Raw genomic sequence first — 20443 nt, forward strand, 5'->3', positions numbered from 1 at the left:
GACCAAGCCGCTGCCATTCTCAGCACCTTGGCCGATATGCGCTCGCAACGCCCAATGGACCGCCTAGTCTGCGGCGATGTGGGCTTTGGTAAAACCGAAGTCGCCATGCGTGCGGCCTTTGTCGCCGTGCAAGCAGGTAAGCAAGTTGCAGTCTTGGTACCAACCACTCTGCTCGCTCAGCAGCATGTCGAAAACTTCCGCGACCGTTTCGCCGACTGGCCCATTCGCATCGATGGCCTCTCGCGTTTTCAATCCGCAAAAGAGCAAAAAGCCACATTGGAAGCCTGCGCCAATGGCCAAGTCGATATCCTTATTGGCACCCACAAACTCTTACAGCCCGATGTACACTTTAAGCAGCTCGGCTTGATCATTGTCGATGAAGAACACCGTTTTGGCGTACGTCACAAAGAAGCGTTAAAACAGCGCCGAGCCGAGGTCGATCTGCTCACACTCACCGCCACGCCCATCCCGCGCACGCTGAATATGGCCTTCTCCGGCCTGCGCGACTTATCGATTATCGCCACGCCACCGGCACGCCGACTGGCGGTGAAAACTTTTGTGCGCGAGACCAATGAAGCGGTGATTAAAGAGGCCATCCTGCGCGAACTGCTGCGCGGTGGTCAGTGCTACTACCTGCACAACGAAGTCGATAGCATCGAGAAAACAGCTGAGGAACTTGGCCGCTTAGTGCCCGAGGCACGTATTGGTGTTGCCCATGGTCAAATGCGCGAACGTGAGCTCGAGCAGGTCATGAGCCAGTTTTATCATAAGCAATTCAATATCTTGGTGTGCTCAACGATTATTGAGACCGGCATCGATGTGCCCAGCGCCAATACCATCATCATGGATAGAGCCGACAAGCTCGGCCTGGCTCAGCTGCATCAGCTCCGTGGCCGCGTTGGGCGCTCGCATCATCAGGCCTATGCCTACTTGCTCACACCGCCACACAAATCGATCACTGGCGATGCTGAAAAACGCTTAGAGGCTATTGCTGCAGCTGGCGACTTAGGTGCGGGCTTTGCGCTGGCATCGCAAGATTTGGAAATCAGGGGCGCCGGCGAACTCTTGGGCGAAGGCCAAAGTGGCGACATCCACAGTGTCGGCTTCACGCTCTATATGGAAATGCTCGATCGCGCCGTAAAGGCCATTCGCAGCGGCCATACACCCAACCTCGATCAGCCCTTTGAGCTCGCCGCCGACATCAACTTGCGCGTCTCGGCACTCATTCCCGACGACTATCTACCCGATGTCCACAACCGCCTGCTCATGTACAAACGCATCAGCAGCGCCGACAGCGCAGACGCACTCGACGAACTGCAGGTGGAAATGATCGACCGCTTTGGCCTACTACCCGAGCCGGTGAAAAACCTATTTGCTGTAAGCCTATTGCGCCTGCGAGCCAATGCCTTGGGCATTCGCAAAATCGACGCCGGGCCAAGCAGCGGCCGCATCGACTTTGCGCAAGACACCAGCATCGATCCACGCCGACTAATATCGCTGATTCAGCAGCAGCCGAAAAAATACAAACTAGAAGGTGGCGATAAACTGCGCTTCTCAGAGGTAATGAGCGATGCTGCCGGTCGTTTAAGGGCGGTAAATGGCTTGCTCGATGCGCTAGCGAATTGAGGCAATCAGACTCAGTAGGCTTTATTTAGACAAGCCTTCCTCAGTCATCTTATCCCGCCAAATAATACGGTAGCGCAAAAGTAGCCACTAAGTAGCCAATAAATAGCCCCGGAACAAATGGCCACTCTCTCTTGGCAAGCTCTTCCTCAGGGCTTAAAGGCTCTGCTTTTGGGCTAATAGGTGTAGCGGCTTGGCGCATAGTATCGGCGCGCTGCACCATCAAGCGCTGGCCTAGTGCCACAATCACTAATACCAGAGTACCCACCACAAACGTCACCACTACCGTCAATGGGTCTGTCGCCAAGCCCAGCCCAGCCAGCAGCTTAACATCGCCACCGCCCAAGCGATTAAGCACAAATCCCGGCAAAGTAATCAGCCCCGCAAAAGCAAAGCCCAGTAAACCACTCTGCCAAGATGTGCCGCTCAAAGCCTGTCCTTGCAGCAGCAAACTCGCGGCTGCGGCAAAGAGAAAACCAAAGGTGTAGGCGTTTGGCACTCGCCGCGAACGCCAGTCACTCAAGGCACAGGCTAGCAACCACAGTGGAATAAGTAGCTCCGTAAGCCCCATCAAAAAAGCTCCATTCAAAAAAGTATAATTCGACATGCTTATTCATACCGCAAGCACTGTCCATAACACCGCACACTCAATAACAAGCCAGTTACACAACCACAGCTCAGCGCGCGTTATAGTAGGCGTATTGTTTCAAGAGAGATGTGGTCATGAGGCGCACCATGAAAATAGTATCTCGCAAAGACCAAAGTGGCTCGGTGGCCATCGAGTTTTCGATCGTATTCGCGCTGCTGTTTGCAGTTTTCTGGGCAATCATCAGTTATGCGTTGCCATTTTTTCTATATCAAGTCATGAATCATGCTGTCGCTGAAGCTGCACGAGATGCTGTACGTTATGAGGATGTTGTGAACGAGGATTCCCGAGTTAAAAACGTTCTAAATGAGCGGCTCGAAGTGCTTCCACAGAAGTTCCGCGATACTCTAGTGTCGACAGTAAGCTATGTGCAAAGCCAAGATTTAAGTGGCGTAAACTACAGTGCAATGACTATAACTCTAGAGTATCCCGGCTGCCGATTAGGGGTAACTGCAGGATGTATTACTCCCGTCTTAAACCTGCTTGGTGCCAGCATTCCAAACCTTGGCCCTTATACAGCCAAGACAACCGTCCGCCTCAGCAGGTCAATTTAGCAGGTCATACATATGCTCAAACGTGCCTATCGAAATAAAACGACACAGCGCGGTGTCGCTGTCATTGAGTTCGCATTAGTTTTTACAATTGTATGGGCCGTATTTTGGTCATTGGTTTGCTATGTTGCTCCATTGATTGTGCTGCAAACCATGCATCGGGCGAGTGCTGAGGGTGCCCGTGTAGGCGCCATGATCCCGTTAGATGACGGTGATGGTACCCAAAGAAAAGTACAGGCTGAAGCTGCAGTTGCTCAAGAAATGGAGCGCCTGCCAACTAGTTGGCGACAAGGCTACACTAGCAGTGTCACACTTTGCTCGGTCGCCCCTTGCAACTTTGAAGTAATTGTTTCTCAACCATATGCCGCTAATGCGCCACTAAAGCCAATCATCAACCTTCCGGGTATTGGAACAATCCCCGCCTTACCAGCCACGCTTAGCTCTGCAGCTAAACTTCGATTAAATTAATAAATCAGTTAGCTGACCCCACTCAGTTGACCAACCTAACGCCATCTTGGCCACAAGTTAAATTAGCACCAACCTCCGCATTCGCTAAGTTAACCCCTAGCAAATCAAGTAAGGTATTAATAACTGGATCAAGAATACGTGCAAGTGTATTTCTAACCAAATTTTGAAGGGTACTTATTAAACCATTCAAAAGTGGCTGCGCCACTAAATTAATGCTTGCTCCAAGTAATGAACTATTAGCTAGCGTATTGTAAAGTCTGACATTAACCCCACCGAGGGTGTTATCTAAGCTTTCTATAATACTATCGCTGGATATATTCTCAAAATATGGCTCATGCCCAATATTAGGAAGATATGTAGAGTTAGGGCTATCCTCGTAAATTAATGATGTCACTGCCGCATTACCAATACTAGGAGCATTGGCTTTCAAGCCCAAGCCAACAATAATAGTTTTCTTAGCTTTACTTTCAGAGCCAGACCAACCGTTACTATCTGTCTTCCATTGCTGTCCATTGCATGTAGTTACCCATGGAGAATACGTAAGTGGCAAGCAAGTTCCAAAAGGCTTAGTACATGTTCGAGTTGCAGTGCACGAAGCAGGCCTTAATTCTTTATAGCCGATCTCAACGAGTGGTGCAGCTTGAGCAATAACTGGCTGACTTGAGCTAAAAAAGACAGAATCATCGAATTTTCCTATCGCCAGTGCCGCTATTGATGATCGTGCATTCACATTTAGCACCTTATCGCCATTGCCGCATGAGTGGCCAGTAACCGATGCTTCAGCGCCACCAATACCAATTCCCACAGATATCGTCCCAACATTTGCGTAAGTAACACCTGCCGATGGGCAGTTGTCACTACACACAGATGTATTTAAAGGCATTCCTGGCAAAACGTTATTAAATAACCCACCCAAAATATTAAAAAGTAAATTTGTGATTCCACCCAGTAAATTACCAACGCCTGTTACGAGCGTTACACCTAAGTTACTTAGACTGGCTGAATTAAGAAAGTTCACTAGTTCGGTAATTACTGGTAGCGAGCTATTTAAACTATTCAAAATATCTGTGATTACGGATAATGTGCCGTTTAGTGCATCCAACTGCACTCCTACTAAGACACGAGTCTGGGCAGTCCTCACAAGTATTGGTTTTTCAGCAATTAAGGATGGGTCGCCAATGGCTGACAGCTGTGGCTTTTCCAACACTTTAACTTTTAGAGAGATATTCCCTACTCCAGGCAAACTTAGTGGCAAACTTGTATTTACAAAGTTGCTACCATTTGCCACCTGAATTATCCCACCTTGCATTAATTGAAATAAGTTGACGGTAGCTTCCGTGCCGACAGGCGTTCCTGCTTGCAGCCCCAATAGCTGCCCCAAAGTAAGATTAGCAGGGCCAACCGCACCTTCTAATAGTCTCAAGCTATTAAATGCGACCTGAGAGTTTGCTACGCCGTCTTTGTCCAGTACGTTAGCAGTAATTTCTGCGAGCTTTCCAACTGAAATTGGTGCACTCAATACTGCATCGTAATCACCAACAGCAAGACTAAGCTCAGGTGCAATAGCATCAAGGTAAGACAGTACGTTTAAATCTGTACCAACTAGACCATCCCAACTCATCGCCGAAAGATTTAAATTGCCTCCTAAAAGGCCATTGACGATTGGGTTTAATAAAGGGCTATTAGCACTGCTTATTGATGCTAATTCACTTCTAATTGTCAGCTGTGCAAGGCTTGGCACACCTTTGACGGCTACCGCTTTAGCTTGCAAACTCACAGGATCGGTAAACATTCCACCTAGAATAAGGCTTGCCGGCACATTAGGCTTACTTGCTGTGACACGAACATATTGTCCGCCATCCGATACTGAAAATACTCTAGCTGCACCTGCGACCGTGCCACAATCAGCATCAACCGCAATACCTGAATGAGTTGTTTGGCGCGCTAAACCCTCATTGGCAAGGCCATCTACGTTTGTGTTGCCATCAGCATTTTTTTTACATCCTTCGCGCGAGGCAACTTCTAGTGCTACTACATCCGCAATTCGCTGAAGACTGCGCTTCTCCATATACAGTCGGCCAGTGTCCACAACTAGCGCCAAGCACAACACACCTAGCAGCATGAAGCCGGCGGTCATAATCATGACTGCCCCACGCTGGCGCTGAGTTAGCGCACTGTTGCTAGAAAAGGCTAGCTTGGACATTAGTATTATTTTCCTGGCTTAAAGTTATCGCCGTAATAACTTTCCTTAATGGCATAGTCGTAAGTTTTCATAAAGCGCTCAGCGGCTTTATCGCGCTGTATGCCTTTCGCGGCCTGTATATTTTCAGAGGCCATGGTGCCTTTGCTTTGCGCATTCAGCCATGCGTCTGTTTGCTGGCCCGGAGCGATGATTGGGTCACTGCTTGTGGCTTCATCGGCTAGGGCAAAAGAGCCTACGCTTGCGGCCAGAGCAAATGCCAGTATGTGAATGTGTTTCATTGGGTCACCTCATCAAGACGAACTATCATTAGCCTTACGCCTTATGACAATGGATTAATAGGACAGTTTTGTTGCTGGCCGACAATTGCTGAAGTCGCAGCTTGGCGTTGGCGCATCATTTCGCGGCAGCTTTTAAGCAAATCTAAACGCTCATTTTCGGTAGGCGCTAAACGCTCTCGCCAAAACCACCAATTGGCACGATCACCCTTTAACAACGATAGCACCATCAGGTTGTAACCAGGCTTTCGGTCTGCAGGCGCTAGCTCGAAGGCTGTGCGAAGTTCGAACTCAGCTTGCTGATCATTGCTAGTGAGCATGGCAACGAAGCCTAGGTCATTGCGAAAATTAGCGCTGCTGGGGCGCGCTTTGGCAGCCTGCTGTAGGTAACGATGAGCCAAGGCAAGCTCGCCAGCATCGGCGGCGATGAGGCCAAGGCCGTGATCGGCATCGGCTGAAACACAGCGGTCGCGCATAGCCAAGTACCATTGACGTGCTTCCGGAGATTTTAAACGGCGCAGGATGTCGGCGCGCAACACCGCCACAGCAGGCACGGACGCAGGCAAACTTTGCACTTCAGCTAATGCTGCATAGTAGCTGCCTTCGCGCACGCGCTCGGAGACGACATTACGCGTAAGCTCATCGGCAGGGCTTAAGGTCGCACCACAGTCAACTCGCGGGATACTGATGCCTGAAGCTGTCGACGCAGCTAGGCGTGAAGCACTTTGCTTGGGAGATGCTTTATATGGTGCAGGGCTATTGATGTCGCGCACAGCTGTAGGGGTCTGACAAGCAGAGAGCATCAGCATGCAGCCTGCTACAACGAAAGCGCGCATCACATATCCCCCATGGCGTCACCAATAGAAATAAAGCCTGGGCCAGCTAGCAAAATGAGTAGCGCAGGGAAGAAAAACACGACCATGACTACCGTCATTTTCGCCGTAAGCTTACTGACCTTTTCTTGCAGGTCGGTGAGGCGACGGCTCTCCATCACCTCAATTAGCTTTGTTAACGAGGCGCGAGCACTACCACCCTGCTTAATCATTTGTCGCACGATGACCATGACGTCAGTATAGCCAATATGGTCTAGCGCTTCAGCTGAGCTTCCAAGCTCACTTTCTAAATCCAAGCCCTGCTCGGCGCGGCGTAATATCGGTGTTAGCTCAAATACCATTTCAGGCAGAATGGCACTCGACTCTTTCGCCATTACACGCAGCGCCTGCTCTACAGCTAAGCCCGCATCGAACAAAATTCGCAGCATTTGTATAAATAGCGAAAGCTCATCATCGATCAGCTTTAAGCGATCCTCAGCTTTTGAATTAATGACGCGCTTTGGCGCAAGCACACTCAAAATGACAATTGAAATGCCAATAAGCAGTGAGTTTTGCGAGTAGCCATGAATCAGCACCCACAGGCCAGTCAAGGCAATGGCTACAAGCGGCAAAACCACTTGCACACCGTAGAGCATGGCGCGTTGAGTTGCAGAGCGATAGCCAGCGCGGTGCATCGCTAAAGCTAATTCGCTGTCTTTATTGATGTGTTTACGGATGCGCTCTTGATCGTCAAATAGCTCAGAGAAACGAAGACTTAGTAAGCGTGCGTCTTCTTTTGCGTTACCTCGCGTTGTTAGCCGTCGCTCTACCAAACGCCGCTCTGCTGCTATGCGCAAAGCCAACCAAATCGTCACGGCTGCAGCCACCACAATCAATAAAAATATAACGCCGCCATAGTAAGCATTCATTGCTAAACGCTCCTCAGCATTTTCCAAAGGACCAACATGCCTGCAGCCTGCATACCTGCCGCACCCATCAGTACTAGCTTGCCGGTAGGATCATCAATCATTTGATAGATATAGTCTGGGTTGCTAATGAGCATGAAGGCACCAATTAGTAGTGGTAGCGCCGACAAAATCACAGCGCTGGCGCGCGTCTCACCGGTAAAGGCCCTTAGCTGGCGCTGCAACTGCTCGCGCTGCTGAATCAAAGTAATGATGTTGTTCAGCAGATCAATCAAGCTACCACCGAAGCGTGAGTTCACACTCACACCTAGGGCTAATACCTGCAACTCTTTCAAGGCATAGGTGTCGGCCAAGTCAGTAAAGGCCTCAGGAATGGACATGCCTAGGCTGATATTGCGCTGCAGCTTAAGCATCACGGTTTTCAGCGGCTCATCAGCCTCTTTGGTAGCAATGATAAAGCTGTCAGCTAAAGTCTTCCCCGTACGCATCATGCGCACGACTTGATCAAGTAGGCGTGGTAACTGCGTGACAATTTGGCTCATGCGGCGTTGATAAATCGTGCTAATTGCTGCCCATGTAAAGAGCAATAACGTTACAGCTAAAAGCACAGATGCCAAGATACCAAACTGTAGCGCCACCAATAGCAACAACACGCCAAAGCCCAAGCCAATCATGCGTCGATGCGTCGCCTGCAAGCTTATGCCAGCGCGCTCAAGTTGGATTGTTAACCAGTCTTTACCTGTGAGCTCCAAGGTCTTCACACCAGCTATGGCCAAACGCTTAGATACCGCCTCTTCCTGCGCTTGTTTTTGCCCGAGCCATATCAAATATAAAGCGCCAAGGCACATAAATAAGCCAACGGCGACATAGGCAAAAATAATCATTAGCGCAAAGCCTCGGCTTGACGCATCAGCTCGATGACACGCGGTTTTGCTGGCCCGCTACTTGTTCGCTGATGCTCGCCGGTCACACGATCAAGCTTAAACAGCGGGTTAGTCACGTACTGCTCATCGCGAAGATCGACAATTTCGGTGATCTCTGACACACAGCGGCGGCCATTTGGTAATCGTGTTAGCTGCACAACAATATCGACCGCAGAAACAATGATAGCTCGCAGTGTCGCTTCTGATATTTTTTGCCCCGACAGACCAACTAAGGTTTCCATCCGCAGCAATGAATCCGCCGCCGAGTTGGCGTGCAAGGTCGACATCGAGCCTTCGTGGCCGGTGTTCATCGCCTGCAACATGTCCATGACCTCAGAGCCACGTACTTCACCGACAATGATGCGATCTGGGCGCATACGTAGCGCGTTACGAATGAGATCGCGAGCACTCACTTCGCCAAAGCCTTCGGCATTCGGTGGGCGTGTCTCAAGGCGCACCACGTGATCATTACTAAGCTGAAGCTCAGCAGTATCCTCAATGGTAACGATACGCTCGTGATGACTAATGAAGCTCGACAGCACGTTGAGAAAAGTGGTCTTACCAGTGCCGGTACCACCGCTAACTAAGATATTGGCGCGTTGAGCAACCGCTTTCTTAATAAACTGCAACATGTCTTCGCTAACTGAGCGATAGGTCACTAAGTCATTCGCCTGCAGCAAATCACGGCGAAACTTACGAATCGAAATGCTTGGGCCATCGAGCGCAATTGGCGGGATAATGGCGTTGACACGGCTGCCATCAGGCATGCGCGCATCGACCATTGGGCTAGATTCATCGAGCCGCCGGCCAATAGGTGCCAAAATGCGCTGAATAACGCGAGCGACGTGGTTGTCATCGACAAAGCAGAGCTGACTGCGATGAATCACACCATCGCGCTCGTAGAAAATTTTAGTCGCACCGTTGACCATGATTTCAGTGACTGAACTATCACGCAGCAAGGGCTCAATAGGGCCAAAACCAACCAGCTCATCGACTAGCTCTTCAGCTAAGCGGTCGGCCTCATAACGCGACAATGGCAATGAGTTATCGTTAACGTAAGCACTCAGTTTGATTTGCACGTAGTCAAAAATAGCTTGCCGTGTGCTTTCCAAAATATTGAAGTGGTCATCGTCAACGCGCGCGATTAAGAAGCGATGAAAGCGAAATTTAATATTCGCAATATCTTCATCGACCTTCTTCGGAGAAAGGCGGCCGCCAGGAATATAGCCTGCCATATCAGGCCCCTGTCAGCGTCTGTTTAAGCTTAGAAAGGAAACCTTGATCAGCAGAGTTTTTGCCCGCTTTTTTGGCAATGGCTGGCAGCTGAATCATAGCTGCCAGCTCACGATAACGCTTGGCCAGCACCTCTTGCGGAGCTAGCTCAAATAATAATTGACCAATATTCATCGCGCGCAGACGAATTTCAGCAGCTGCTGGTAGCTCTATGTACTTGCTACTACCAAATGATTTAGCAATAGCAGAAGAATCTGGCGAAATCTTAGGTTGGTACTGGTCCACTACCACGATGGTATCCGCCATAGGCACACCAATTTGACGCAAGCGAGCTTGAAGATCCAAGCCCGCGCGGCAGCTCGTAATCGACTGATCAACAACAAAAACCACGTGGTTAGCATTACCAATCAATAGCTCAGTCATGTCTACCGTTGGCAAGCCACAGGTGTTGAACACCACATGCGTAAATAAACTGCGCAGCGTGCCAACTAGTAGAAACATTTCTGACGTAGTGATTTCAGGAATATTTAGGCCTTCAGCTGGTGCCGACAACACCCGCACACCCGACTTATGCCGCGAGAATGCAGTTTCAACCAAAGTTTGATCAAGGCGACGCAAGTTACGCAGCGTGTCTATAAAGCTGAACTGACCTTCCAAGCCAAATAGTAGCTGCGCTTCGGCAAATGGCACGCCAATATCGACGACCAACACCTTCGCCTCGGGTGTCGCTTTTTGGATAGCGGCCGCTATATGTAGCGCGTGAAACGATGATTGCAGAACCGGCCTTTCACTCGCCAACACCACCAAGCTACCTTGGCGCATCGGGTTTTCAATGGCATCAGGCACACGCTCACCTAAGCGGCGAACCAGCCCAGCGACTTCGCTTGGACGCGAATCAAAAGTAATAAAGTCTTTCGCACCAGCGCGCATGGCACCGAGTAAGCGCTCCTGATCAATCGATTGCCCAACGGCAACACATGCCAATGATGGGCTAGCAGCCATCAGGCCCTCAATAAACTGAACATCGGCCACCCAGTCGTCTCGCCGAATAGGCACAAAAACGATGGAGGCAGTCGCCATGGTGATGAGCTGCAATACATCATTCAGCTCACTCTGCTGCGACATAACGACTTCGGCAGTACCCTCAAGCGCGCTAGACAACCAGTCAAACTGCTCACGATGCTTTGTGATAATTACTACGGATAGATCTTTAGCAGCCATGACTAATTACCTTGAAAAACCAATTGGTGTGTCGCCATAGGGGGATCTAGCACGATCAAAAAACAAGGGTAACGTTTCTGGTTCATAGCGACGCCAAGCATCGCCAGGAAGTTTTGGCGTCGGTGCGCCAGCGGCAATGGGACTAACCAAGTGAGGCGTTACTATCATCAGTAGTTCGCTGTCTTCACTGTTAAAGCTGGTGGAACGGAAAAATGCACCCAACACGGGGATATCACCTAAACCTGGGAACTTGCTGACATTGTCTCGCATCGTGCGCGACACCAAGCCACTAATAACGAAGCTCTCGCCATCACCTAGAGAAACGGTGGTGTCGGTACGGCGCACGCGTAAGGCGGGAACCGATGAGCCATTAACCGTGACGGCATTAGCAAAATCTAGCTCACTAACTTCGGGGGCTACTTTCAGGCTAACCTGTGAGCGACTCAGCACTGTAGGCGTTACGGACAAGCGCACGCCAAACTCTTTGTATTCAATGGTCACAGTGCCATCTGTACCACTCGGCACGGGAATTGGCACTTCGCCACCAGCTAAGAACGTCGCTGACTGGCCGCTCATGGCCGTTAGCGAGGGCTGACTTAGTGTATAGGCATAGCCTGACTGCTCTAGCATATCGATGGCACCAGACAGCTTGCCATTGGATTTTTGCAGAAAAAGACTAAACGGATTATTTAAAGCCGCTGCTGTGGTCACGCCAAAATTGCTCGTTAAACGATTAAGCTCAACACCTAACTCACGCAAACGGCTGCGGCTCAGCTCTACAAAGCGAATGTCTACCTGCACTTGGGAAGGCAAAGCCTCTAGCTCTTCAGGCGTTTGCGGTGCCAACGTTTGCGCCACGCTAGGCGGCGACAGCACGGCTACTTGTGTACGTAGCGGCTCAGCCTGGCATTTGGTCCAAACAAACAAGCTCGTGCTACCAACTTTACGGCCCTGCAAAAGCACGGTTTTGCTATCGATTAGCGCGACATCGGCTATTGTTGGCTCGCCAATTGAAATACGAGTGATTTGCCCCGGCATGGTAATGGTCTCTTGCGAGCCCTCCACTAAGCTGTAAACACTAGGCAACTCCGTGCCTGGCGCAAAACAGCCCGCCTCCGCAGCCTGAGTTGACGCACTAAAGCCGACCAGCATGAGAGACAGAGCAAAAGATGACCAACGCTTGGACATCATAGTCATAGAATTTCCTTGCGCCATAGAACGGCGAAGCATTGGGTAGGCGGAAATCATCATTGCGTGGCCTGCTGGGCGTTTAAGCCACGATAAATCAATACAGGCGGATCTTTTGGTGCCGAAGGAGCGCTACGTGCGCGCGCCGGCGCTCGTGGTTTAGCCGAGGTCGGCTGGAACTCAGACTCTAAAGCAAACTCGCGCTGCTGCTTGCTAGGCACTGAAGTTTGCTTCGCTACAGAATCGCCGATCTGGCGCTCCGCTGCTTTTTTCGGATCTGCATTAGCCTCAGCTATCGCCGCCTGCGAGTCAGCGAGTGTTTCAGCTGTTGGGCGAATGGCTAAGCGCAAAGTACCCAAGGTACTGATAAGCAATAAGCGCGGAGCGTCTTTTTCGGTAACGGCCAATACTGCCGTGCTCGCCCTACCCCTTGCTTCTTTTCGCGCTGCCTTCGCATCAGTTTGCTCTACACCGCCACCGGAGCTAATGATTTCCGAGCCAAAACTAACTACTCGCAGCGACTGCATGGCAATTTGAGCAGAGTCTTTACCACCCTGTTCACCACGCAAAAATAGTAGGACATCGACCAAGTCGCCGGGCTGCACAAACCCACCACTACCAATTACTTCACTAACAGGAATAGCAACTGCGCGCTCACCTACTCTTAATAGACGTGCAACATCGCTGCCAGGCTGCAAATGACCAAGCTCTAAAATAGTGCCGGCCAGCAGTTCCGTATGCACCGGCTGGTCGAGTGCTTCTTCAATTTTTCGGAAACTACGCGGCGGAACTACTTTCAAGTAGTCTATGGTGAGGTCTTCGGCCGTTAGCACATGATAAAGACCGACATCCTGCTTAAGCACGACGACTGACTCTTTACCAGGCACAGTAATTTCGGCTTTCTTTTTAGCCTCAACCACCTGCTGCTCAGCGGCAAGCGCCACTTGCTTGGCATCCTCTGTGGTTTTGTACCCCAGATAGCCAGCCACCCCGGCGCCAATGATTAACAATAACGCCAACAACATCATCACTCGGCTATTCATAGACATCCCTGACACAGACAGGCAAAATTTACGTAATTCGGATCCTATCAACTTACCGCAAGCTGTGGATATAGTTGGCAATAGTTAAGACAAAATATTACATGTTTACGACAAAATGCTGTCTCTAACACTGGAAAGTTGGACGTTAATAGTTACACTGTTGTCTATCCGGCAACGATACCGGAGAATTCCTCCAGGAGCTTCACATGAAAAAATTACAAGAGTTGCTAGCTAAACTGCGCCGTGATGAAAAGGGTGCAACTGTTATTGAGTATGCTTTAATTGCGGCTTTGGTTTCGATCGCAGCTATTGGTGCATTTTCACTCGTAGGCAGCAAAGTTAACGAAACTATGACAAAAGTAAGCACCGAGCTTTCATAATCCAAAATCTAATAGTGAGGTAGCGAATTTATTTTCGCCACCTCACTAGGCTTTGATGTTATATAAATCAGCGCTTTACTCTGACCTTAGCCAGTAAAACTTAGAAAATGCCTCCAAGTAAAGATCAATATTTTGCATACTCTGCCTGGATAGCACTATTTCTAGTTCCCTGCACAGCATATATTCTCCAACCTTATAGCTCGCTGGGCTACTCAGGTCAAAACTACAACGAGCTTCGTGTACTTCAAGTAGTAACATTCTTTATATTTAGCCTTGTAGCATGGAAGCATAAACTACAGCTTCCCTCAGGAAACACCACTAAGCTACTGATAATTTCAGCGATGCTCGGAGTCACCTCAGCATTGTTCAGCGCTCAGCCTTCCATTGGTCTGCAGGAAGTTAGCCTCACTATATTAATCGCGCTATCATGCACGCTTATAGCAACGCACTGCAGGCAAAGCAGCCAGCATAATCATTGGCTGCTAGTTTTAGCGCTTCTGCCCTTAATACCAAGCATTCAATTAATCGCTGAACTCACCATACATTTCCCAGTACGCGCCTGGAATTACAGCTTTGATAATATCCGCATGTACGGTGATGCTACACTTCCATTAGTTTTTTTAGCCATGAGTGTATTTGAACGGCGCCGACAACATTTACTGGCGCTACTTCTACCAGCACTTTATTTATTTGGCTTACTCCTCGATAACGGCAGGGCAAATATCCTTGGCTACTGCGTTGGACTTGCGTTACTTCATACTTTATCTGCTCCAAAAATGACTAGACTCGCTTGGCGTATTCTAATACTTGCCCTTACAAGCTACTTAATTACACAGGCTACACTCGGTGATGGAGTATCAAAGTCCCTCATACGCACTGGCAGCAGCCAACGTGTAGAAATTTATTTATTTTCATTTAACAACTGGTTAGACCATCTCTGGTTGGGCATAGGCCCAGGTACATTTAATCATGTGGCCGATGAAATCTTAGTCAGCCACCCTCACAATATCGTCTGGCAATGGCTATACGAATGGGGGTTAATTGGTGGGCTACTCCTGTCAGCTGCTTGCTTACGACTACTACATACCCTTTGGAGGCATCGCCTTGAACTAGATGCAGCGATGCTTGCAGCCCTTGCTGCTTTCAGTATTAATAGCCTGCTGAGCGGTGCAATGATCTACCCAGTCTCACAAATGATATTAATTGCTCTTATTGCAAGTGTCTTCTCTCGCCTTCCTGCCCCCATATCTAATGGCCCTCTGCAGGCACCAATTTTTGCATTAGCGATATTCGTAATCATAGCCACTCAGCACTCAAACATTATTGAGATCATTACCAATAGTGAATGGATAAGCCAGCCAAATGGCCCTCGATTCTGGGCTCATGGCGAATACCTCTAGAATATTGCTTAGCTACAGCCATACCTCAGTTGCACTTCATCACAAAAGTACCAAGGAACTACTGCCAAGTGTGCATTAAAGTGCCTACACTCCTTTGAGCAGCCACACTCTACGCGGACTTCGGGCTAATCATGGCCATGTGACCAAAGGGATCTTAGGCCAAGAGCATGCAACTGGAAGATATCAAGCAACTAGACGTGAACCGACAATGGGCAATCTACTGGTATTTGCACAGTAAGCGCTCACCTGTATTTTTGTTTGGCCTGCCGCTGTTAGCTGCCGTTTGCGCGCTACTTGCCACTATGGTGTGGCAGCAAACTCCCGCACTTTCTACTTTGTTCTTTTCACTGCTGAGCTTTCAGCCATCCGCTATGCAAGATGCACCGAGCACGGCATTGATCGCTCTCATTGTGCTTGTTGCCGCTGCTTTTTATCTTGCCCACTCGGCTGAGTTGGCCTGGCGCAAAGAGCGTGATGCACGAAACACACTTAAAGAGCGCACAGGCCTAAACCCTAGCAATCTAAATATCAGCACGCTAAAAGGCTTTCAGCCCGACCTACTCGACGGCCTGGAAACACGGGCTGCCCCCTCACCACCACCGACTCTACCTAAGCGAGAGCGGATTGCTGGCCATCACTAAGTAAAGTCGCTAGTTCAAAACCCGCAAAACCTCATCCCGCCGATTACAAATCAGTGCTACATCGCACCCAGCGGCCAGCGCCACATCAACACGATCCTGAATTGATCCAACGCCCACGGCGCCTTCCATGCACAAGTCATCAGAAAATACTAAGCCGCGAAAGCCTAGTTGCTCGCGCAACACGGTCTTCAGCCAAAATGGCGAAAAGCCTGCGGGCAATGGGTCGACCTGCGGGTAAACCACGTGCGCCGGCATGATGCCGTCTAGCTCAGTCGCGAGTGCAGCGAAAGGTTTCAGGTCGTAGGCTTCGATCTCGGCCCATGAGCGATCATCCACAGGCAAGGCCAAATGCGAGTCGGCGGCCACTGAACCGTGGCCAGGAAAATGTTTGCCAATGGTCATCATGCCGGCAGATTTCATGCCGCGCATAAAGCCGCGTAAGAGCGCGATGGCAGGCTCTGGCTGCGAGTGAAAGGCACGGTCGCCGATGACGCCACTAACGCCAGCATCCAAATCTAAGATGGGCGCAAAGCTGAAGTCGACACCGACTTCGCGTACTTCTCTGGCCATTAAGGCGCCGCACTCAAATGCCGCTGCAATCGCAGCTTGTGGGTCTATGTCGTATTGTTCGCCAAAACGGCGCATGGCTGGCAGGCGCGTAAAGCCTTCGCGGAAGCGTTGCACGCGGCCGCCCTCTTGGTCTACGGCGATTTGCAGCTCGGGCTTTACGGCGCGCATGGCATCGGTAAGTGCGCGAATTTGCGCCGGCGTGTCCACGTTGCGGCTAAATAAAATAACGCTGCCGACATTCGGATGCGCAAGAACTTCGCGGTCTTCCGCCGTTAGAGTCAAACCACCCACGTCCACCATTAGTGGGCCGCACATTGCCGCCATTGTTACTCTCCTAAACTGCGCACGTGCCTGAATTACTGCGGCGTGCCGCATATGCAATAAGCCGCTGACAATACCGCAGTGCTAGCCATTCATCTACGCTTTGATGAGACGCTGAAGAAATTCATTAGCGGTGCTATCATCGCGACACTGCGTCGCCAAAATCGTCGCCCACACACCAATCAGTGCCAGAAGCTTATGCCCACGCTGCCCGTCTCGCCCCTTTCCCGTGCTGTGAATTTATCTTTCTTATCGCGCCTTGGCGTGGGAGTAAGCGGCGCTCTGCTGTGCTTGAGCGTGACTACCGTGTGTTACGCCGCCGATGTAAATACGCAGCCGACTAAAGCAACAGCAAAGGCCGCAGTAAAAGCGCCAGCAAAGGCAGTAGCGGCAAGTAAAAAGCTATCGCCAACCGCCGATCAAGCCAAGGCTTCACGCTTAGTCGCACGCCAACTCAGCGTTTTGCATTACAACAAAACACCGCTCAATGACGCGCTTTCTGCGGATATTTGGACGCGCTATTTAAACGATTTAGACGGCCAACATGTCTACTTTTTGGCCAGCGATATTGAGCAATTTAAAGCACAACGCCTGCGCTTAGATGACCAGCTAAAAGCCGGCGATCTTGACCCTGCATTTGCCATTTTTAACCGCTACCAACAACGCGCCAATGAGCGTTTTCAGTTTGTGCTCACCAACTTAGAAAAGAATCGCAAAGGCGTACTCAATTTCACCGGCAATGAGCGCCTGCTCAACGACCGCAAAGATGCGCCATGGATCGGCAGCCTTGCCGAGATGAACACGCTCTGGCTCAACCGCCTGCGTTCGGGCGCGCTGTCGTTAAAGCTCGATGGTAAAGCCGACGATGAAATCATCCAGACCTTAACGCGGCGCTATCGCTCACAGCTAAAAGCCCTGAGCCAAAACCGCAGCGAAGATGCTTTCTCGCTATTTATGAATTCGCTGACCGGTGCATACGACCCGCACACCAGCTATTTTTCGCCGCGCAATTCGGAAAATTTCAATATTAATATGAGCTTGCAGCTCGAAGGTATTGGTGCCGTTCTGCAAACTGACGACGAATACACCAAAGTTGTGCGCCTAGTACCAGCCGGCCCTGCTGATAAAGCGCGCCAACTTAAGCCCAACGACAAAATCGTTGCCGTTGGCGAAGGTGATAAGGACCTGGTCGATGTCATTGGCTGGCGCATCGATGAAGTTGTTGAACTGATTCGTGGCCCGAAAGGCACGACCGTGCGTTTGCAGATCATTCCTAGTGGTAATGATGATGGTGCACGAAAAATCATCAGCATCGTGCGCAATACCGTGGCGCTGGAAGATCAGGCCGCCAGCAAAAAGATTATCGAAGTCACTCGTAATGGCGAAACCAAGCAGATTGGCGTGATCAAACTGCCGGCGTTTTATGCCGACTTCCAAGGTCAGCAAAATGGCGATCCAGACTATCGCAGCACCACTCGCGATGTGCGCAAGCTTATCGACGAACTGAAAACTGCACGCGTTCAAGGCTTGATTTTAGACCTGCGCAATAACGGCGGTGGCTCGCTGTCTGAAGTGAATGACCTGATCGGCGAATTCATTACCACAGGCCCCACCGTGCAAGTGCGCGATGCTCGAGGCCGCCTAGAAACCTTGGGCGACGGTAACCCAGACGTAGGCTATAACGGCCCCTTGGTGGTCATGACCAATCGCTTATCGGCCTCGGCGGCAGAGATTTTTGCCGGTGCCATCCAAGATTATGGCCGCGGTTTAGTCGTTGGCGGCACCAGCTTTGGTAAAGGCACAGTGCAATCGATTCGTGATTTAGGTCATGGTCAGCTGAAAATTACCGAAGCTAAGTTCTATCGCATCTCTGGGGCTAGCACGCAAAATAAAGGCGTTGAGCCCGATATTTACTTCCCTGAAGTCTTTGATCCTAAAGAAATTGGTGAGTCAGCTTTGCCACACGCGATGCCTTGGGACACGATCCGGCCATCGCGCTATCAGCAAGTTGATGATTGGAAATCTAAGCTCGGCGCATTAGAACAGGCGTCGAAGCTGCGGCAGGCGAAAAACCCGGACATTCGCTATCTCAATGAGCAAATCAAGCTGCTAGCCGATGTTAAAGCGCAGAACACTAGCTCCTTAAACGAGAAGGTGCGTTTGAGCGAGAAGCAGGCCTTAGAAGAACGCCGTTTAGCCATTGAGAACCGCCGTCGCGTGGCGAAAAAGCAAGCGCAGCTCAAAGCTTGGGATGAAGTTGAGAAGCAGCTCGAGGCACAAAACCCCGATCACGACCCCAATTTTGAGCGCCCAGAAGAGCAGGCATTGTTGAATGAGGCCGCCGAAGTTTTGGTGGATGCTCAGCAGCTCAATACCGCTGCAAGTAACCTGCCCAGTTACTTAAAACGCAACGCCGACTCACCCTTGGTGAATCGCTAATAGGAGATGGCATGAGCGAGTCCAGCGACTCCCCTGCACTCACCGATCCGCGCTTATCGGCGCTGTTTCAACGCACCACCGGTGCCGCTCAGCAAGGCGGCCACCGCCTGCAATTATTGCGCGACAGCAGCGAGCATGAAGCCGCCACATTGGCGATGATTGCTCGCGCAGAGCGCCACATCATTGTTGAAAACTACCGTATTTGTGACGACGACTGGGGCCGCAGCCTACTCACTGCGCTCTGCCAACGCGCGCGTGACGGCCTACAAGTGATGGTTCTCGCCGACTGGTTAGGCAGCTTTAATCAGCTCAGCCGGCGTTGGGTTCGGCAGCTAAATGACGCTGGTGGCGAATTTCGGCGTTTCAACACGCCCGGCCTTGGCGAGCCATTGGCATGGATGGTGCGCAATCATCGCAAGCTGATGAGCATCGATGGCTGCGAGGCCATCATCACTGGCTGGTGTCAGAGTGCGCAATGGCGTGGGCATGCAGACCAAGCCCCATGGCGCGACACCGGCGTGCGCGTTGCCGGTGAAGTTGTCATCAATATGGAAGCCGCTTTCGCTCACACTTGGCAGCTCACCGGCAGCGATTGGCAGCCGCGCTCACAGCCACACTGCATTAATACACCACTTCCTTTCACCGTAAAAAACGCGAACGTTCGCCTAATTACTGGTCGCCCCCAAAACAGCCCGCTATTTCGCTTAGACCAGCTAATCATCAACCTCGCGCAAACTCGCATGTGGATTACCGATGCCTACCCAGTCGGCACGCCGGCGTATTTAGATAGCCTACGCCAAGCCGCAAAAAATGGGGTCGATGTGCGCCTACTCGTGCCTGGCAGCTCCGATTTGCCGTTGATAGGCTTGCTTGCTCGCTCTAGCTACCGCCCGCTGCTATTAGCCGGTGTACGCGTGTTTGAGTGGAATGGTGCCATGTTGCACGCCAAAACCGCCGTGGCCGATGGCTGCTGGGCACGCATCGGCTCCACCAACCTGAATCCCGCATCTTGGCTGGGCAATTACGAGCTCGACTTGGCCATCGAAAATGCCGACTTTGCCGCGGTGATGGAGTCGCAGTTTTTAGACGACTTAGAAAACGCTACCGAGATCGTGCTCAGCGATGCCGAACGCGTCAAACTCGTTGCCCCACGCCGCCCAACAAAGCGCTCACTACGGCATCACCACAGCTCAACAACAACTCTCCGTGTTTCACGCGCAATGGCTCTTGCCGTACGTGAGTCGCGCCAGCTCGGGCCTACTGATGCCAGCCTTTTAGGCGGCTTGGGCTTGATTGGCTTAGTAGTCGCGGGAGTCGCATTGTGGCAACCCGAGGCCATTGCTTGGCCTGTCGCCGTTATCGCCGCCCTACTCAGCGTGAATTTATTGCGAATAGCACGCCGTCGTTTTGCAGATTACCGCAAAAATCAACAGCCTAAGGCTTGAGGCAGCAGCTCCAAACGGGTAGTATCCCACCCCGTTCAGCACCACAATGGAAGCGTGGCAGAGTGGTTGAATGCACCGGTCTTGAAAACCGGCGACCCGAAAGGGTTCGTGAGTTCGAATCTCACCGCTTCCGCC

19 protein-coding genes and 1 tRNA gene are annotated in these 20443 nt (G+C 50.9%); 9 read left to right on the forward strand and 11 right to left on the reverse strand.

Annotation, left to right across the window (positions count from 1 at the left end):
• Nucleotides 1-1626: transcription-repair coupling factor (locus tag AC3DKE_RS09495; protein ID WP_487990536.1), on the forward strand; the 1626-nt coding region annotated here is incomplete at its 5' end.
• Between the two features lie 49 nt (nt 1627-1675).
• On the opposite strand, the gene AC3DKE_RS09500 is transcribed toward AC3DKE_RS09495, so the two are convergent.
• On the reverse strand, nt 1676-2230 hold the full coding sequence (locus tag AC3DKE_RS09500; RefSeq protein ID WP_487990537.1) for a prepilin peptidase: 555 nt from the start codon (nt 2228-2230) through the stop codon (nt 1676-1678).
• Nucleotides 2231-2358: 128 nt separating this feature from the next.
• On the opposite strand from AC3DKE_RS09500, the gene AC3DKE_RS09505 reads away from it, so the two are divergent.
• Both AC3DKE_RS09505 and AC3DKE_RS09510 read left to right on the forward strand, forming a co-directional pair.
• Complete coding sequence (locus AC3DKE_RS09505; RefSeq protein ID WP_484217074.1) at nt 2359-2823, forward strand: TadE/TadG family type IV pilus assembly protein; 465 nt, start codon at nt 2359-2361, stop codon at nt 2821-2823.
• A gap of 12 nt (nt 2824-2835) precedes the next feature.
• Nucleotides 2836-3288, forward strand: coding sequence for a TadE family protein (locus tag AC3DKE_RS09510; RefSeq protein ID WP_484217073.1), 453 nt, complete (start codon nt 2836-2838; stop codon nt 3286-3288).
• 22 nt (nt 3289-3310) lie between these two features.
• On the opposite strand, the gene AC3DKE_RS09515 is transcribed toward AC3DKE_RS09510, so the two are convergent.
• The 9 genes from AC3DKE_RS09515 to cpaB are packed head-to-tail and all read right to left on the reverse strand — an operon-like array spanning nt 3311 to nt 13118.
• Entirely contained in the window at nt 3311-5491 is a 2181-nt protein-coding gene (locus AC3DKE_RS09515) for a pilus assembly protein TadG-related protein (protein ID WP_487990538.1), read from the reverse strand.
• Between the two features lie 5 nt (nt 5492-5496).
• Nucleotides 5497-5769 carry a DUF3613 domain-containing protein gene (locus AC3DKE_RS09520; protein WP_379068669.1) on the reverse strand — a complete coding sequence of 91 codons (273 nt, stop codon included), beginning with the start codon at nt 5767-5769 and terminating at the stop codon, nt 5497-5499.
• Nucleotides 5770-5810: 41 nt separating this feature from the next.
• Nucleotides 5811-6602, reverse strand: a complete 792-nt coding sequence (locus AC3DKE_RS09525) for a tetratricopeptide repeat protein (protein WP_487990539.1) — start codon at nt 6600-6602, stop codon at nt 5811-5813.
• Complete coding sequence (locus tag AC3DKE_RS09530; protein ID WP_379068663.1) at nt 6602-7507, reverse strand: type II secretion system F family protein; 906 nt, start codon at nt 7505-7507, stop codon at nt 6602-6604. Before AC3DKE_RS09530 ends, AC3DKE_RS09525 begins: the two co-directional genes overlap by 1 nt.
• Before the next feature lie 2 nt (nt 7508-7509).
• Nucleotides 7510-8388, reverse strand: coding sequence for a type II secretion system F family protein (locus AC3DKE_RS09535; protein WP_379068660.1), 879 nt, complete (start codon nt 8386-8388; stop codon nt 7510-7512).
• Nucleotides 8388-9662, reverse strand: a complete 1275-nt coding sequence (locus AC3DKE_RS09540) for a TadA family conjugal transfer-associated ATPase (RefSeq protein WP_487990540.1) — start codon at nt 9660-9662, stop codon at nt 8388-8390. Before AC3DKE_RS09540 ends, AC3DKE_RS09535 begins: the two co-directional genes overlap by 1 nt.
• 1 nt (nt 9663) lies before the next feature.
• A complete protein-coding gene (locus AC3DKE_RS09545) occupies nt 9664-10881 on the reverse strand; it encodes a CpaE/TadZ family protein (RefSeq protein ID WP_487990541.1) in 1218 nt (405 codons plus the stop codon).
• A gap of 6 nt (nt 10882-10887) precedes the next feature.
• On the reverse strand, nt 10888-12078 hold the full coding sequence (locus AC3DKE_RS09550; RefSeq protein ID WP_487990542.1) for a type II and III secretion system protein family protein: 1191 nt from the start codon (nt 12076-12078) through the stop codon (nt 10888-10890).
• 50 nt (nt 12079-12128) lie between these two features.
• The gene (gene cpaB, locus AC3DKE_RS09555) at nt 12129-13118 is read right to left on the reverse strand and encodes a Flp pilus assembly protein CpaB (protein WP_487990543.1); all 990 of its coding nucleotides are present in this window, start codon (nt 13116-13118) and stop codon (nt 12129-12131) included.
• Nucleotides 13119-13318: 200 nt separating this feature from the next.
• On the opposite strand from cpaB, the gene AC3DKE_RS09560 reads away from it, so the two are divergent.
• From AC3DKE_RS09560 to AC3DKE_RS09570, 3 genes are all read left to right on the forward strand, one after another.
• Nucleotides 13319-13492 (forward strand): Flp family type IVb pilin, encoded by a 174-nt coding sequence (locus tag AC3DKE_RS09560; protein ID WP_487990544.1) that lies wholly within the window; start codon nt 13319-13321, stop codon nt 13490-13492.
• 341 nt (nt 13493-13833) lie between these two features.
• On the forward strand, nt 13834-14892 hold the full coding sequence (locus AC3DKE_RS09565; protein ID WP_487990545.1) for an O-antigen ligase family protein: 1059 nt from the start codon (nt 13834-13836) through the stop codon (nt 14890-14892).
• Nucleotides 14893-15059: 167 nt separating this feature from the next.
• Nucleotides 15060-15533 (forward strand): hypothetical protein, encoded by a 474-nt coding sequence (locus tag AC3DKE_RS09570; RefSeq protein WP_487990546.1) that lies wholly within the window; start codon nt 15060-15062, stop codon nt 15531-15533.
• Between the two features lie 9 nt (nt 15534-15542).
• Here the strand turns inward: AC3DKE_RS09570 and nagZ are convergent, their stop codons facing one another.
• Nucleotides 15543-16427, reverse strand: coding sequence for a beta-N-acetylhexosaminidase (gene nagZ, locus AC3DKE_RS09575; RefSeq protein ID WP_487990547.1), 885 nt, complete (start codon nt 16425-16427; stop codon nt 15543-15545).
• 78 nt (nt 16428-16505) lie between these two features.
• On the opposite strand from nagZ, the gene AC3DKE_RS09580 reads away from it, so the two are divergent.
• From AC3DKE_RS09580 to AC3DKE_RS09590, 3 genes are all read left to right on the forward strand, one after another.
• Nucleotides 16506-18863: a carboxy terminal-processing peptidase gene (locus AC3DKE_RS09580; RefSeq protein WP_487990548.1), complete on the forward strand. Its 2358-nt coding sequence runs from the start codon at nt 16506-16508 to the stop codon at nt 18861-18863.
• An 11-nt stretch (nt 18864-18874) separates the two neighbouring features.
• Complete coding sequence (locus AC3DKE_RS09585; protein WP_487990549.1) at nt 18875-20308, forward strand: phospholipase D-like domain-containing protein; 1434 nt, start codon at nt 18875-18877, stop codon at nt 20306-20308.
• A 48-nt stretch (nt 20309-20356) separates the two neighbouring features.
• Nucleotides 20357-20441, forward strand: a tRNA-Ser gene (locus AC3DKE_RS09590).
• Nucleotides 20442-20443 lie beyond the last annotated feature (2 nt).

The sequence above is a fragment of the Paraperlucidibaca sp. genome (assembly GCF_982810325.1).